Source organism: Streptomyces sp. (assembly GCF_031181555.1).
In the GTDB taxonomy this organism is placed as follows: Bacteria; Actinomycetota; Actinomycetes; order Streptomycetales; family Streptomycetaceae; genus Streptomyces; species Streptomyces fimbriatus.
In genome coordinates, this window is sequence record NZ_JAPSKQ010000172.1 from 1 (window position 1) to 13277 (window position 13277).

General features: G+C 71.6%; 16 protein-coding genes and 4 tRNA genes. 16 read left to right on the plus strand and 4 right to left on the minus strand.

All coding sequences use genetic code 11. From position 1 onward, the window contains the following. Positions 1-15: 15 nt before the first annotated feature. Positions 16-97, plus strand: a tRNA-Tyr gene (locus RIM90_RS26305). A 109-nt stretch (positions 98-206) separates the two neighbouring features. Beyond that, positions 207-419 carry a hypothetical protein gene (locus tag RIM90_RS26310; protein WP_309063240.1) on the plus strand — a complete coding sequence of 71 codons (213 nt, stop codon included), beginning with the start codon at positions 207-209 and terminating at the stop codon, positions 417-419. A 73-nt stretch (positions 420-492) separates the two neighbouring features. Here RIM90_RS26310 and RIM90_RS26315 read toward each other — a convergent pair whose 3' ends face one another. Next, the gene (locus RIM90_RS26315; protein ID WP_309063241.1) at positions 493-1149 is read right to left on the minus strand and encodes an NAD(P)H-binding protein; all 657 of its coding nucleotides are present in this window, start codon (positions 1147-1149) and stop codon (positions 493-495) included. 125 nt (positions 1150-1274) lie between these two features. After that, positions 1275-2543: an amidohydrolase family protein gene (locus RIM90_RS26320; RefSeq protein WP_309063242.1), complete on the minus strand. Its 1269-nt coding sequence runs from the start codon at positions 2541-2543 to the stop codon at positions 1275-1277. Between the two features lie 259 nt (positions 2544-2802). Between RIM90_RS26320 and RIM90_RS26325 the strand changes: the two genes are divergently transcribed. The 9 genes from RIM90_RS26325 (at position 2803) to RIM90_RS26365 (ending at position 8085) form a co-directional block, all read left to right on the plus strand. Beyond that, positions 2803-2875, plus strand: a tRNA-Thr gene (locus RIM90_RS26325). A gap of 46 nt (positions 2876-2921) precedes the next feature. Next, positions 2922-2994 (plus strand) — tRNA-Met (locus tag RIM90_RS26330). An 88-nt stretch (positions 2995-3082) separates the two neighbouring features. Then, positions 3083-3247: a 50S ribosomal protein L33 gene (gene rpmG / locus RIM90_RS26335; RefSeq protein ID WP_003948671.1), complete on the plus strand. Its 165-nt coding sequence runs from the start codon at positions 3083-3085 to the stop codon at positions 3245-3247. A 127-nt stretch (positions 3248-3374) separates the two neighbouring features. Then, positions 3375-3827 carry a MaoC family dehydratase N-terminal domain-containing protein gene (locus RIM90_RS26340; protein WP_309063243.1) on the plus strand — a complete coding sequence of 151 codons (453 nt, stop codon included), beginning with the start codon at positions 3375-3377 and terminating at the stop codon, positions 3825-3827. Positions 3828-3835: 8 nt separating this feature from the next. After that, positions 3836-4264, plus strand: a complete 429-nt coding sequence (locus RIM90_RS26345) for a MaoC family dehydratase (RefSeq protein WP_309063253.1) — start codon at positions 3836-3838, stop codon at positions 4262-4264. 140 nt (positions 4265-4404) lie between these two features. Further along, on the plus strand, positions 4405-4974 hold the full coding sequence (locus RIM90_RS26350; RefSeq protein ID WP_309063244.1) for a helix-turn-helix domain-containing protein: 570 nt from the start codon (positions 4405-4407) through the stop codon (positions 4972-4974). A gap of 88 nt (positions 4975-5062) precedes the next feature. Continuing rightward, on the plus strand, positions 5063-6502 hold the full coding sequence (locus RIM90_RS26355) for an MFS transporter (protein WP_309063245.1): 1440 nt from the start codon (positions 5063-5065) through the stop codon (positions 6500-6502). Positions 6503-6540: 38 nt separating this feature from the next. Then, entirely contained in the window at positions 6541-6921 is a 381-nt protein-coding gene (locus RIM90_RS26360) for a DUF3291 domain-containing protein (protein WP_309063246.1), read from the plus strand. Positions 6922-7029: 108 nt separating this feature from the next. Next, positions 7030-8085 (plus strand): UDP-N-acetylmuramate dehydrogenase, encoded by a 1056-nt coding sequence (locus RIM90_RS26365; protein WP_309063247.1) that lies wholly within the window; start codon positions 7030-7032, stop codon positions 8083-8085. Between the two features lie 20 nt (positions 8086-8105). Here the strand turns inward: RIM90_RS26365 and RIM90_RS26370 are convergent, their stop codons facing one another. Both RIM90_RS26370 and RIM90_RS26375 read right to left on the minus strand, forming a co-directional pair. After that, on the minus strand, positions 8106-9146 hold the full coding sequence (locus tag RIM90_RS26370; protein WP_309063248.1) for an adenosine deaminase: 1041 nt from the start codon (positions 9144-9146) through the stop codon (positions 8106-8108). A 121-nt stretch (positions 9147-9267) separates the two neighbouring features. Continuing rightward, positions 9268-10494 carry a pyridoxal phosphate-dependent aminotransferase gene (locus RIM90_RS26375; RefSeq protein WP_309063249.1) on the minus strand — a complete coding sequence of 409 codons (1227 nt, stop codon included), beginning with the start codon at positions 10492-10494 and terminating at the stop codon, positions 9268-9270. 294 nt (positions 10495-10788) lie between these two features. Between RIM90_RS26375 and RIM90_RS26380 the strand changes: the two genes are divergently transcribed. The 5 genes from RIM90_RS26380 to RIM90_RS26400 form a co-directional block, all read left to right on the plus strand. Beyond that, positions 10789-10861 (plus strand) — tRNA-Trp (locus RIM90_RS26380). Positions 10862-10969: 108 nt separating this feature from the next. Next, positions 10970-11257, plus strand: coding sequence for a preprotein translocase subunit SecE (gene secE, locus RIM90_RS26385; RefSeq protein ID WP_309063250.1), 288 nt, complete (start codon positions 10970-10972; stop codon positions 11255-11257). Between the two features lie 81 nt (positions 11258-11338). After that, positions 11339-12166, plus strand: a complete 828-nt coding sequence (nusG, locus tag RIM90_RS26390; RefSeq protein ID WP_309063251.1) for a transcription termination/antitermination protein NusG — start codon at positions 11339-11341, stop codon at positions 12164-12166. A 432-nt stretch (positions 12167-12598) separates the two neighbouring features. Next, the gene (locus RIM90_RS31625) at positions 12599-13126 is read left to right on the plus strand and encodes a transposase (protein WP_375165559.1); all 528 of its coding nucleotides are present in this window, start codon (positions 12599-12601) and stop codon (positions 13124-13126) included. Next, positions 13018-13277: hypothetical protein (locus RIM90_RS26400; protein ID WP_309063252.1), on the plus strand; the 260-nt coding region annotated here is incomplete at its 3' end. The genes RIM90_RS31625 and RIM90_RS26400, both read left to right, overlap by 109 nt.

The following is a 13277-nucleotide window of genomic DNA, read 5'->3' on the forward strand; positions in this document are numbered from 1 at the left end:
GACGGCAGCAAACCCGGCGGTGTGCCCGAGCGGCCAAAGGGAGCAGACTGTAAATCTGCCGGCTCAGCCTTCCCAGGTTCGAATCCTGGCGCCGCCACACTGGGGAAGACCCCCTCCGAACTGCGGAAACGCAGGACGGAGGGGGTTTCTTCATGTGCGCCTTCTTCTTCGTGCCCCGGGTGGAGGCCCCGGGGCACACTGGCTCCATGTCGTCCCGTCGCAGACCCTGCCCCGAGTGCCGTCGCGAGATCGCCGTCGTCGCCGGGCGGTACGCGCGCCACGATCCGCCCGGCGCGCGGGGGAGCGGGGAGCTGACCTCGTGTCCGGGGTCGCGCAGGCGGGCCCAGCCGGGTGCGGAACAGCCCGCGCTGGACGGTTACGCGGTGCCGGAATTCCCGGGACAGATGCCCCTCTTCTGAGGCTTCCAGGGCTGTTCCGGTTCCCGTGCCGTTCCGGGCGGCCCGACGGTCCGCGGGCCGTCGGAGTCCCCGCTCAGTTGCCCGCCACCGACTTCACCGCCACCGACACCGGCGCGGGTCCGCTGATCAGCTCCAGGGTCAGGCCGGCCGTCGCGGGGGTGTCCACCAGCTCCGCCAGGACGGCGGCCACGTCGTCGCGCGGAATCGGCCCGCGGCCCGTGTGGGCCTCCAGGCGGACCAGGCCGGTGCCGGCGTCGTCGGTGAGCTGACCGGGGCGCAGGATCGTCCAGTCCAGCGCGTCCAGGCCGCGTACGTACGCGTCCGCCTCGCCCTTGGCGCGCAGGTACACGTCGAAGACATCGTCCCCCTCGTGCGCCGGGTCCGCGCCCATGGACGACACGATCACGAAACGCCGTACGCCCGCGCGGACCGCCGCGTCGGCGAAGAGGACCGCAGCAGCCTTGTCCACCGTCTCCTTGCGTTCCGTCCCGCTGCCCGGACCCGCACCCGCCGCGAACACCGCCGCGTCCGCGCCCGTCAGCCGCTCCGCGACCTCCTCCACCGAAGCCGACTCCAGATCGAGCACGATCGGCTCGGCGCCCAGCTGCCGCAGCTCGTCGGCCTGTTCGGGCTTGCGGATGATCCCCGCCGCCTCGTCCCCGCGCGCCACGAGCAGCCGCTCAAGGCGCAGCGCGATCTGACCATGACCACCAGCGATGACAATGCGCATGCTTCCGACCGTACGCCGGGACGACCGCATCCGCCGCACGACTCCCACGATCCCGGCGGCCCGCCCCCGACGCCCCTCGCCCCCTCCGGACGCCGACGCCCTCGCCCCGGCCGGCCGCGGCAGCCTCAGGGCGCCCCGCCCCGCCCCTGCCGCGGCAGCCCCGGATCCCCCACCGCCGCCGAACCGCAGTACTCCCGCACCGCACTCGTCCGCGCCACCACGCGCCCCCGATGCACCACGATGCGGCTGTACGCCAGCGACAGCGCCCCGGAGAGCCGGTCGCCGCGTACGGCCAGCAGTTCGGCCGGGAAACCCGCCTCCACGCGCACCTCGGGCAGTCCCAGGGCGGCCCGCGCGGACGCGCTCACCGCGTCGTAGGCGTCCTCGACGGGCAGTCCGTGGCGTGAGGCCAGCAGGTACGCCGCCTCCAGCGGATCGCCGCGGCCCACGGGGTTCGACACGTCCCGCAGGGCACCGCTCCCGGCGGCCACCCGCACGCCCGCCGAGCGCAGCAGCCGCACCGGGGGCGTGCCCCGGCGGTCGACGCCGCCGCAGCCGCCCTGCGGGAGGCACACCACCGTCACCCCGTTCGCCGCGAGCCGGTCCGCGGTCCGTGCGGCGACCTCGGCGGGAAGCCGGGCGAGGCCGCCGCACGGGCCCAGGACCACCCCCGGCCGCAGCCCGCCGGCCATCGCCGCGAACCGGGCCAGACGGGCGGGATCGGAGGCGTCCGTGTGCAGGTCGACGGGGCAGCCGTGCTCGGAGGCGACCTCCAGGAGCGCCTCCACGTACCCCGTGGGATCGGGGTCGAGGTCCGGACAGCCGCCCACCACGGACGCGCCCATCTTCACCGCGTCCCGCAGCACCGCGAGGCCGTCCGCCCCGGCCGCCCCGGTCAGCACCCGGGGCATGGCCACCGTCGTCAGGTCGGCCAGCCCGCGCAGCGAACGCCGCGCCTGCAGCACGGCGGTCAGCGCGCCGAGCCCGGCCACGTCACCCACGCGCACATGGGCCCGCAGTGCCGTCGCCCCGTGCCCGAGCTGGAGCAGCGCGGCCTCCGCCGTCCGGCGCCGGACGTCCTGGGGGGCGTACGAGACGGGACCGCCGGCGTCGGCGGACAGGGCCGTGTCGGCGTGGGCGTGCGGCTCGGCCGGGGCCGGCAGGAGCAGGTAACCGGTGAGGTCGACCCGGGTGCCGCACGCGCGCGTGCCGTCCGCCACCAGGCTGCCGGCCGTACCCACCGCCTCGATGCGCCCGCCGCCCAGCCGCACGTCCACGGTCCGCCCGTCGGTGAGCCGCGCGCCGCACAGCAGGAGCGGGGCCGGGTCGACCGGACCCGAGAACGACGACGAGGACGGCGGGTGGGGCGGTGGCTGCGGCCGGCTGTCGGGCATCGCGCTCCTGGGGCTCGGGCTGCGCGCGGAGGGGTGCAGCACGCTGAGACAAGATCACGCAGAGTGATCCGAGCCTAGGATGGCGGCCCGCCCCTCGCCGGGAGGAGCGCAATAGTCGTACCGGCGTGGCCCGCCGGACGCGCGGTGCGCGCCGGGCGTGCACCGTGTGACCGGTGGGAGGGACGGGGGGCGGTGCGCGACAGGGGTCCGAAACGGATTTGGGCGAACGGCCGCGGACCGTGTAATGTCTTCATCGCTCGCCCCAATAGCTCAGTCGGCAGAGCGTCTCCATGGTAAGGAGAAGGTCAACGGTTCGATTCCGTTTTGGGGCTCTGGTGTGTGAGGTTCCCGCCGCGAGGCGGGGCCCGATCGCATCGCAGCGGTGTAGCTCAGTCGGTAGAGCAAGCGGCTCATAATCGCTGTGTCACCGGTTCAAGTCCGGTCACCGCTACTCTCAGTAGCCGATTGCGGGGTCGGTCCTTCGATCGGCTACTCTTCTTGCGTTAAACAGTCCATCCGTTCGTCTTAGGAGCACTCACGTGGCTGCCACCGACGTCCGCCCGAAGATCACGCTGGCCTGCGTGGAGTGCAAGGAGCGGAACTACATCACCAAGAAGAACCGGCGTAACAACCCGGATCGTCTTGAAATGAAGAAGCACTGCCCGCGTTGCAACGCGCACACCGCGCACCGCGAAACGCGATAAATCAGGCTCGTACACGAGGCCGTCCCCGCAGCAGGGGGCGGCCTCGCGTCGTTTCCCTCACCGGCCGGCCCGTATCCGTCGTGTTCACCGCCGGTTCATGACACCAGACACAGGAGGTGCCGCGCGCATGGCGCTCGACCAGTCCTTCGTGGGGCGGACCTACCCGCCCACCGAGCCCTACGAGGTGGGCCGGGAGAAGATCCGTGAGTTCGCCGAGGCAGTGGGGGACCCCCATCCGGCGTACACGGACGCGGAGGCCGCCAAGGCGCTCGGCCACCCCGATGTGATCGCTCCGCCGACCTTTGTGTTCGCCATCACTTTCAAGGCCGCCGGGCAGGTCATCACCGACCCCCGGCTCGGACTGGACTACAGCCGGGTGGTGCACGGCGACCAGAAGTTCGCCTACGTCCGTCCGGTGCGGGCCGGTGACCGGCTCACGGTCACCTCGACCATCGAGTCGGTCAAGTCGATGGCCGGCAACGACATACTGGACATCCGCGGCGAGGTGCACGACGAGGCCGGCGAGCACGTCGTGACCGCCTGGACCAAGCTGGTGGCCCGCGCGGCCGAGGAGGCGTGAGCAACACCATGACGGCGAAGATCTCCTACGCCGACGTCGAGGTCGGCACCGAGCTGCCGGCGCAGACGTTCCCCGTGACCCGGGCGACCCTCGTCCAGTACGCGGGCGCCTCGGGCGACTTCAACCCCATCCACTGGAACGAGAAGTTCGCCAAGGAGGTCGGTCTGCCCGACGTCATCGCGCACGGCATGTTCACCATGGCCGAGGCGATCCGCGTGGTGACCGACTGGGCCGGGGATCCGGGCGCGGTCGTGGAGTACGGCGTCCGCTTCACCAAGCCGGTCGTCGTCCCGAACGACGAGCAGGGCGCCACCATCGAGGTCAGCGGCAAGGTCGCGGCCAAGCTCGACGACAACACGGTCCGCGTGGACCTCACGGTGACCAGCGCCGGGCAGAAGGTGCTGGGGATGTCGCGGGCGGTCGTGCGGCTGGCCTGACGCGGGCCGGAAGAAATGCATGACGCAAGGGGCGTTCTCCGCGGGGAGGCGCCCCTTGCGCCTCTCCCGCGCGGGAAGGCCGCGATGGAGGCCCGGGATCCCCCTTGACGTAGTTAGTGATTGAGTACTAACTTTACGGCATGGTCAGGATGAGCGCAGAGGAGAGGCGCGAGAGCGTCATCCGCGCGGCGACCGCCGAGTTCGCGCGTGGTGGCTATCACGGCACGTCGACCGACGCGATCGCGAAGCGGGTCGGTGTCTCGCAGCCGTACCTCTTCCGGCTCTTCCCGGGCAAGAAGGCCATCTTCCTGGCGGCGTCGGAGCGCTGCACCCAGGACGTCATCCGCATGTTCACGGAGGCCGCCGAGGGTCTGGAGGGCGAAGAGGCCCTGCACGCCATGGCGAACGCTTACACGAGGACCATCGCGGAACGCCCCGAGATGCTGATGATGCAGATGCAGACGTATCTCGCCGTGGCCGCCGCGGAGCAGGAGGGCGACCACGAGTTCGGCGCGTCGGTGCGCGCCGGCTGGCTGCGGCTGTGGGACGCCGTCCACCTCGCCCTGGGGGCCGACGTCAGCGAGACGACGACCTTCATGGCGTACGGCATGCTCATCAACTGCGTGACGGCCATGGGGTTCCCGCCGGAGCACCGGATCTGGGAAGGGCTCTACCCGTCGGCGCGGCCCGAGGGTCCGTCGGAGGACTGACGGGGGGCGGGCGATGCGGTGGGTCTTTTCTTGCCCAAGAAAGTTAGTCAGCAATAACTAACCGAAGAAGTCATCTCCTGGGGGAGCGATGCCACAACAGACCGCGGGCCGCGGATCAGCCGCCTGGGCGCTCGTCATCACCAGCGTCGCCGGATTCATGGCGGCCCTCGACAACCTCGTCGTCACCACCGCCCTGCCCTCCATCCGCGAGGACCTGGGAGGGGCTCTGCACGACCTCGAATGGACCGTGAGCGCCTACACGCTCACCTTCGCCGTCCTGCTGATGTTCGGCGCGGCCCTCGGCGACCGCTTCGGCCGCCGCCGGCTCTTCATCGCCGGTCTCGCCGTCTTCACCGGCGCGTCCGCCGCCGCGGCCATGGCCCCCGGCATCGACTCCCTCATCGCCGCCCGCGCGGTCCAGGGCGCCGGAGCCGCGGTCATGATGCCCCTCACCCTCACCCTGCTGACGGCCGCCGTGCCCGAGGCGCGCCGCGGGATGGCCTACGGCATCTGGGGCGCCGTCAACGGACTCGCCGTGGCCTCCGGACCGCTCGTCGGCGGCAGCCTCACCGAGCACATCTCCTGGCAGTGGATCTTCTGGCTGAACGTCCCGCTGGGCCTGCTCCTCATCCCGCTCGCCCGCCTGCGCCTCGCCGAGTCCCACGGCACCGGCGCCCCGCTCGACCTGCTCGGCACCCTGCTCGCCAGCGGCGGTCTGTTCGGCATCGTCTACGGACTGGTCCGCGGCCCCGTCGACGGCTGGACCGGCACCGCCGTCCTGACCGCCCTGTTCGCCGGGTCGGCGCTGCTCGCCGGCTTCGTCCGCCACAGCATCCGCGCCAGGAACCCCATGCTGCCGATGCGGCTGTTCCGCTCCCGGGCCTTCTCCGGCATCAACGCGGCGAGCCTGCTGATGTTCCTCGGCATGTTCGGCTCGATCTTCCTGCTCAGCCAGTACATGCAGGGCGTGCTCGGCTACTCGCCCACCGAGGCCGGCCTGCGGATGCTGCCCTGGACCGGTATGCCGATGCTCGTCGCCCCGATCGCCGGCATCCTCTCCGACCGCATCGGCGGCCGTCCGGTCGTCGCCGCCGGGCTCTTCCTGCAGGCCCTCGGCCTCGGTCACCTGGCCGTGGTGGCGACCGCCGAAGCCTCCTACGCCTCCCAGCTGCCCGCCCTGGTCATCAGCGGCGTCGGCATGGCCCTGTTCTTCGCCCCGGCCTCCAACCTGGTGATGTCCAGCGTCCGGCCGAAGGAGCAGGGCATCGCCTCCGGCGCCAACAACGCCCTGCGCGAGGTGGGCGGCGCCCTCGGCGTCGCGATCATGGCGTCGATCTTCTCGGCCCAGGGCGGTTACGAGTCCGCCCGGTCGTTCGTCGACGGCATGCGTCCGGCACTGGTCACGGGTTCCGCGGCGGTCGCCCTCGCGGGAATCGCCACCCTCTTCATACCGGGCCGCAGGCCCACCCGCCCCGGCGAGCCCCCGGCCGTCCGCACGGCCGGGCCCGTCCTGGAAAAGGCCTCCTGAACGTCCCGATCACCCACCCGTGAGAAAGGAGCCCGGCCGTGCCCACCCTCCCCTGGACCGTCCCGAACACCCCGCCGCCCCACACCGAGGTGCACGTCTTCGCCTCCCGCTTCGAGACCCGCACCCTCTGGGGAGCCCTGCGGTTCTTCTTCAAGACGCCCGGAGTGTGGTGGCAGGTGAGCAGGGCCCCCGGCGCCTACGGGGCCTCCCTGAAGGCGGAGCCGCTGCGGAGGACCTTCTGGACCCTCTCCGCCTGGGAGTCCCCGAAGGCCCTCGGTGCCTTCGCCCGCTCCGGCCCGCACGGACCCACGTCCCGGAGCCTCGCCCGGCAGATGCGGGACGCGAAGTTCGTCAGCTGGACGGCGAAGAGCGACGACCTCCCCCTCGACTGGCCCGAGGTCGTACGACGCCTCACCTGAGCGCACACGCGCGTGCCACCCGAGCCCACGCGCGCGTGCGGGTCATCGCGCGCACGCGCGCCCCCGCCCCCGCCGGTCCCACCCGGCGGGGGCCTTAGTCTTGAGCGCGTGCAGGAACTCCACGACGCCCCCCTCGCCCCGCTGACCACCTTCCGGCTGGGCGGCCCCGCCACCCGGCTGGTCACCGCGACGACCGACGACGAGGTGATCGCCGCCGTCCGCGAGGCCGACGACAGCGGCACGCCCCTGCTGGTCATCGGCGGCGGCTCGAACCTGGTCATCGGCGACAAGGGCTTCGACGGCACCGCACTCCTCGTCGCCACCCGGGGCTTCGCCCTGGACGGCACGCGGCTGGAACTCGCGGCCGGGGAGGTGTGGACCGACGCCGTCGCCCGCACCGTGGAGGCGGGCCTCGCCGGCATCGAGTGCCTGGCCGGCATCCCCGGCTCGGCGGGCGCGACCCCGATCCAGAACGTCGGCGCGTACGGCCAGGAGGTCTCCGCCACCATCACCGAGGTCGTCGCCTACGACCGCCGGGCCCGCGAGACGGTCACCCTCACGAACGAGGAGTGCGCCTTCTCCTACCGCCACAGCCGCTTCAAGGCCGACCCCGAGCGCTACGTCGTCCTGCGCGTCCGCTTCGCCCTGGAGGACGCCGGCGGCCTCTCCGGTCCCATCCGGTACGCCGAGACGGCCCGCGCCCTCGGCGTCGAACCGGGCGATCGCGTTCCCCTGCCCGCGGCCCGCGAGACGGTCCTGAAGCTCCGCGCCGGAAAGGGCATGGTCCTGGACCCCGAGGACCACGACACCTGGTCGGCCGGCTCCTTCTTCACCAACCCGATCCTCACGGACGAGGAGTTCGCGGCCTTCCACGCGCGCGTGAAGCAGCGGCTGGGCGCCGACGCCGAGCCCCCCGCGTACCCGGCGGGGGAGGGACGCACCAAGACCTCCGCGGCCTGGCTGATCGACAAGGCGGGCTTCACCAAGGGTTACGGGGCCGGCCCGGCCCGCATCTCCACCAAGCACACCCTCGCCCTCACCAACCGGGGCGACGCGACCACCGAGGACCTGCTGGCGCTCGCCCGCGAGGTCGTCGCCGGTGTGCGCGAAGCCTTCGGCGTCACGCTGGTCAACGAGCCGGTGACCGTCGGGGTCAGCCTCTGAGGGGCCGCGGCCCGCCCGTCTCACTCCACCGGCGCCGCCAGCCACGCGTCCACGCCCGCCAGCAGCTTCGCCTTCACGTCCGGCGGCGCCGCCGACCCCCGCACCGACTGCCGGGCCAGCTCCGCCAGCTCGGCGTCCGTGAACCCGTGGTGGAGCCGTGCGATCTCGTACTGCGCCGCCAGCCGCGAGCCGAACAGCAGGGGATCGTCCGCGCCCAGCGCCAGCGGCACGCCCGCCTCGAACAGCGCCCGCAGCGGCACGTCCCCCGGCTTCTCGTACACACCCAGCGCCACGTTCGACGCCGGGCACACCTCGCACGTCACCTGCCGGTCCGCGAGCCGGCGCAGCAGCCGCGGATCCTCCGCCGCCCGCACCCCGTGCCCGATCCGGTCCGCCCCGAGGTCGTCCAGGCAGTCCCGCACCGAAGCGGACCCCGCCAGCTCTCCGCCGTGCGGCGCCGACAGCAGACCGCCCTCGCGCGCGATCGCGAACGCCCGGTCGAAGTCACGGGCCATCCCGCGCCGCTCGTCGTTGGACAACCCGAACCCGATGACCCCCCGGTCCGCGTACCGCACCGCCAGCCGGGCCAGCGTGCGCGCGTCCAGCGGATGCTTCATCCGGTTGGCTGCCACCAGCACCCGAATCCCGATCCCGGTGTCCCGCATCGCCGCGTCCACCGCGTCCAGGATGATCTCCAGCGTCGGGATCAGCCCGCCCAGCCGGGGCGCGTACGACGTCGGGTCCACCTGGATCTCCAGCCAGCCCGAGCCGTCCCGCAGATCCTCCTCCGCCGCCTCCCGCACCAGACGCCGGATGTCGTCCGGCTCCCGCAGGCACGAGCGCGCCGCGTCGTACAGCCGCTGGAAACGGAACCAGCCCCGCTCGTCCGTGGCCCGCAGTCTCGGCGGCTCCCCGCCGGTCAGCGCGTCGGTCAGCGCCTCGGGCAGGCGCACCCCGTACTTGTCGGCCAGCTCCAGCAGGGTGGTGGGCCGCATCGACCCGGTGAAGTGCAGATGAAGATGGGCTTTCGGCAGCTCAGAGACATCACGTACACGCTCCATCCCTGGATGTTGCCGTATGCCACGGCCGCCCCGGTAGCCTTTTCCCCTTTCGTGGTCTTGCCCGCACAAACGAACAGGGGCGCCCGGGAGGACCCCGGGCGCCCCTGTCGCGAGCGGAACGTCAGTCCCGCGCCTCCGCCAGCAGCTTCTGGATCCGGCTCACGCCCTCGACCAGGTCCTCGTCGCCCAGCGCGTACGACAGCCGCAGGTACCCCGGCGTGCCGAACGCCTCACCGGGCACCACCGCGACCTCGGCCTCCTCCAGGATGAGCGCGGCCAGCTCCACGGAGTTCTGCGGCCGCCTGCCCCGGATCTCCTTGCCCAGCAGCGCCTTCACGGACGGGTAGGCGTAGAAGGCGCCCTCGGGCACCGGGCAGACCACGCCGTCGATCTCGTTCAGCATCCGCACGATGGTCTTACGGCGCCGGTCGAACGCCTCCCGCATGGCCGCCACCGCGTCCAGGTCGCCGGAGACCGCCGCCAGCGCCGCCGCCTGCGCGACGTTCGACACGTTGGACGTGGCGTGCGACTGGAGGTTGGTCGCGGCCTTGACCACGTCCTTCGGGCCGATGAGCCACCCCACGCGCCAGCCGGTCATCGCGTACGTCTTCGCCACACCGTTGACCACGATGCACTTGTCGCGCAGCTCGGGCAGGACCGCCGGCAGCGAGGTGAACGTCGCGTCGCCGTACACCAGGTGCTCGTAGATCTCGTCGGTCAGCACCCACAGCCCGTGCTCGACGGCCCAGCGGCCGATCGCCTCGGCGTCCTCGGCGCTGTAGACCGCGCCGGTCGGGTTCGAGGGGGAGACGAAGAGGACCACCTTCGTCTTCTCGGTACGGGCGGCCTCGAGCTGCTCCACGCTCACGCGGTAGCCGGTCGTCTCGTCGGCGACGACCTCGACCGGGACACCGCCGGCCAGCCGGATCGACTCCGGGTACGTCGTCCAGTACGGCGCGGGCACGATGACCTCGTCGCCCGGGTCGAGGATCGCGGCGAAGGCCTCGTAGATGGCCTGCTTGCCACCGTTGGTGACCAGGACCTGGGCGGGATCCACCTCGTAACCGGAGTCGCGCAGCGTCTTCGCGGCGATCGCGGCCTTCAGCTCGGGCAGGCCGCCGGCCGGGGTGTAGCGGTGGAACTTGGGGTTCTTGCAGGCCTCGATCGCGGCCTCGACGATGTAGTCCGGGGTGGGGAAGTCGGGCTCACCGGCGCCGAAGCCGATCACCGGTCGCCCGGCGGCCTTGAGGGCCTTGGCCTTGGCGTCCACGGCGAGGGTGGCGGACTCGGAGATCGCGCCGACTCGGGCGGAGACCCGGCGCTCGGTGGGAGGGGTTGCAGCGCTCATGGGCCCATCGTTTCAGACCGGAAACCCACGCGGCACGGGGGTTTCACCCACTGAACAGGATCGGGCAAACCCCTGAACACCAGTCCGGATCGACCCGCCGGGGAACGGTTGGTCAGGGCGGTCTTCCGTCGGTCTTCGGCCGATCTTCCGGCGGCGGGGCTCCCCGCCGGAGCTTTCTGTTCGACGCCCGGCCCAGGACCACGTACACTCTCACCTCGTTGGCCTTCAACGGCCCGCGCTCCTTCGGTGCACACCGAGCACCCGGCGGAATGCGGTACGTTGGGGGGCACACAAAGGGTCGTAGCTCAATTGGTAGAGCACTGGTCTCCAAAACCAGCGGTTGGGGGTTCAAGTCCCTCCGGCCCTGCTACACACACCTTCGCCAGGATGTGTGCGCATGTACGTACAGCAATGCACCGCCGTGCGGCTCAGACCGGGCGCGGCACGGCCACGACCCGGAATCAGGTGAGGACGAGTGACGGACGCCGTGGGCTCCATCGACATGCCTGATGCCCAGGACGAGGCGCCGGACTCCAAGAAGAAGAACCGCAAGGGCGGCAAGCGCGCCAAGAAGGGCCCGCTGAAGCGCCTCGCGCTCTTCTACCGCCAGATCGTGGCGGAACTCCGCAAGGTGGTCTGGCCGACCCGCAATCAGCTGACGTCGTACACGACGGCCGTGATCATCTTCGTGGTCATCATGATCGGCCTGATCACCTTGATCGACTATGGCCTCGGCCACGCCGCCAAGTACGTCTTCGGCTGAGCCGCGAGCGAAGAGCGCCGAGGTATCCGGCGCTCCTTTTCGCATGTTCCACCCCTATGTATCCAGGAAGAAGCAGCCACCGTGTCTGACCCGAACGTGAACGACGCCGTTGAGCCTCGCGGCGAGGGGGCCGAGTCCGTCGAGGACGCGCTCGACGCCGTCGCGGGCGCGGACATCGAGGACACCGAGGCCTCCGCGGAGGCCGAGGCTGCCGACACCACCGCGGACGAGGCCGAGGACGCCGAGGCCGAGGACGCCGCCGAGGGCGAGGAAGCGGCCGAGGAGGACGACCGCGACCCGGTCGAGAAGCTCCGCGAGGAACTGCGGACGCTGCCCGGCGAGTGGTACGTCATCCACACGTACGCGGGCTACGAGAACCGGGTGAAGACCAACCTGGAGCAGCGCGCCGTCTCGCTGAACGTCGAGGACTACATCTTCCAGGCCGAGGTGCCGCAGGAGGAGGTCGTCCAGATCAAGAACGGCGACCGCAAGACGATCAAGCAGAACAAGCTCCCGGGTTACGTCCTGGTCCGCATGGACCTGACGAACGAGTCCTGGGGCGTCGTCCGCAACACCCCCGGCGTCACCGGCTTCGTGGGCAACGCCTACGACCCGTACCCGCTGACGCTGGACGAGATCGTCAAGATGCTCGCCCCGGAGGCCGAGGAGAAGGCCGCCCGCGAGGCCGCCGAGGCCGAGGGCAAGCCGGCTCCGCAGCGCAAGGTCGAGGTCCAGGTGCTGGACTTCGAGGTCGGCGACTCGGTCACCGTCACCGACGGCCCGTTCGCCACGCTCCAGGCGACCATCAACGAGATCAACCCGGACTCGAAGAAGGTCAAGGGCCTGGTGGAGATCTTCGGCCGCGAGACGCCGGTCGAGCTCTCCTTCGACCAGATCCAGAAGAACTAGTTTCACGATCACCCGAGAGGGCCCCCGGCCGGCGGTTTCCCGTTGGCCGGGGGCCCTCTCGGGTGCAGGGGCCGTCACTGGGCCGTGGGTCGCCTCCGGGCCTTGCGGTAGACCGACCGCATCCACGGCCTTCCCGGTCCGGGTCCCACTGGTCGGCATCAGGTGGGTGCACGTCCGGAGGGTGAAGCCAGGGTCACCGTGTCCCAGACAGGTGCGCAGGGCCTTGATGCCCTCACCGCCCTGCAGGCCGCCAGCACTCGGCACGTCACGCTGCCGGGCCGGGATGTCGCCGCCGGCATCGTCGCGGACACCGCCACGCGGATCCTCGCCCTGGACGACCGGCTCAAGCACACCGGCCGGCAGATCCGGCAGACCTTCCGCCCCCGCCCCCGGGCCCGCATCATCGAGTCCCTGCCGGGCACGGGCCCCATCATGGGAGCCGAATCCATCGGCGCCGCCGGTTACCTGGGCACCTACGCCGACGAAGGCCGCCTCGCCTCCGCCGCCGGTCTCGTGCCCGTTCCACGTGACTCCGGACGCCGCACCGGCAACCTCCACCGCCCCAAGCGCTACAACCGACGCCTCCGCCGTGTCCTCCATCCGTCCGCCCAGACCCGCATCATCCGCGAAGGCCCCAACCGCGACCCCTACGCGAAGAAGCGGAGCGAGGGCTGCAGGCACGTCCAGGCCGTCACCGCCCTCGCTCGCCGACGTGTCGATGTCCTATGGGCCCCCTGCGCGACGACGGACCCCTCGCTCTCCGTCCACCCGTCGCCCGGGCTGCTTGAACGGGCCAGCGCACCCCGCCTCCCTGGCGATAGCCTGCGGGCCACACCGGAAAGGCGGGTCCAGTGGGCTACGACGCGGAACGCTCAGCGCGTATCGCTGCCCTGCAGGAAACCGTCCGGCCCGTCTGGGAGGCAACCGGCGACAAGATCGAGCCTCCACCGACCTCCGTAGCTAGGCTGGCCCGCATGCAGTCGCTCCGGCAGCGAGCACAGGAACTTGCAGAGCAGGCATCGGCCGCCCTGGCCGTCTGCGGCCTCTCGGCGCGCTTCGAGATTTCGGCGCGGGAGGATTTGTGCTTGATCGAAGTGGACCTTCGGGACGG

Coding starts and splice junctions, on each gene's coding strand:
- RIM90_RS26310 (WP_309063240.1), top strand. CDS start 207: ATGTCGTCCCGTCGCAGACCCTGCCCCGAGTGCCGTCGCGAGATCGCC.
- RIM90_RS26315 (WP_309063241.1), bottom strand. CDS start 1,149: ATGCGCATTGTCATCGCTGGTGGTCATGGTCAGATCGCGCTGCGCCTT.
- RIM90_RS26320 (WP_309063242.1), bottom strand. CDS start 2,543: ATGCCCGACAGCCGGCCGCAGCCACCGCCCCACCCGCCGTCCTCGTCG.
- RIM90_RS26340 (WP_309063243.1), top strand. CDS start 3,375: ATGGCGCTCGACCAGTCCTTCGTGGGGCGGACCTACCCGCCCACCGAG.
- RIM90_RS26345 (WP_309063253.1), top strand. CDS start 3,836: ATGACGGCGAAGATCTCCTACGCCGACGTCGAGGTCGGCACCGAGCTG.
- RIM90_RS26350 (WP_309063244.1), top strand. CDS start 4,405: ATGGTCAGGATGAGCGCAGAGGAGAGGCGCGAGAGCGTCATCCGCGCG.
- RIM90_RS26355 (WP_309063245.1), top strand. CDS start 5,063: ATGCCACAACAGACCGCGGGCCGCGGATCAGCCGCCTGGGCGCTCGTC.
- RIM90_RS26370 (WP_309063248.1), bottom strand. CDS start 9,146: ATGGAGCGTGTACGTGATGTCTCTGAGCTGCCGAAAGCCCATCTTCAT.
- RIM90_RS26375 (WP_309063249.1), bottom strand. CDS start 10,494: ATGAGCGCTGCAACCCCTCCCACCGAGCGCCGGGTCTCCGCCCGAGTC.
- RIM90_RS31625 (WP_375165559.1), top strand. CDS start 12,599: ATGGGAGCCGAATCCATCGGCGCCGCCGGTTACCTGGGCACCTACGCC.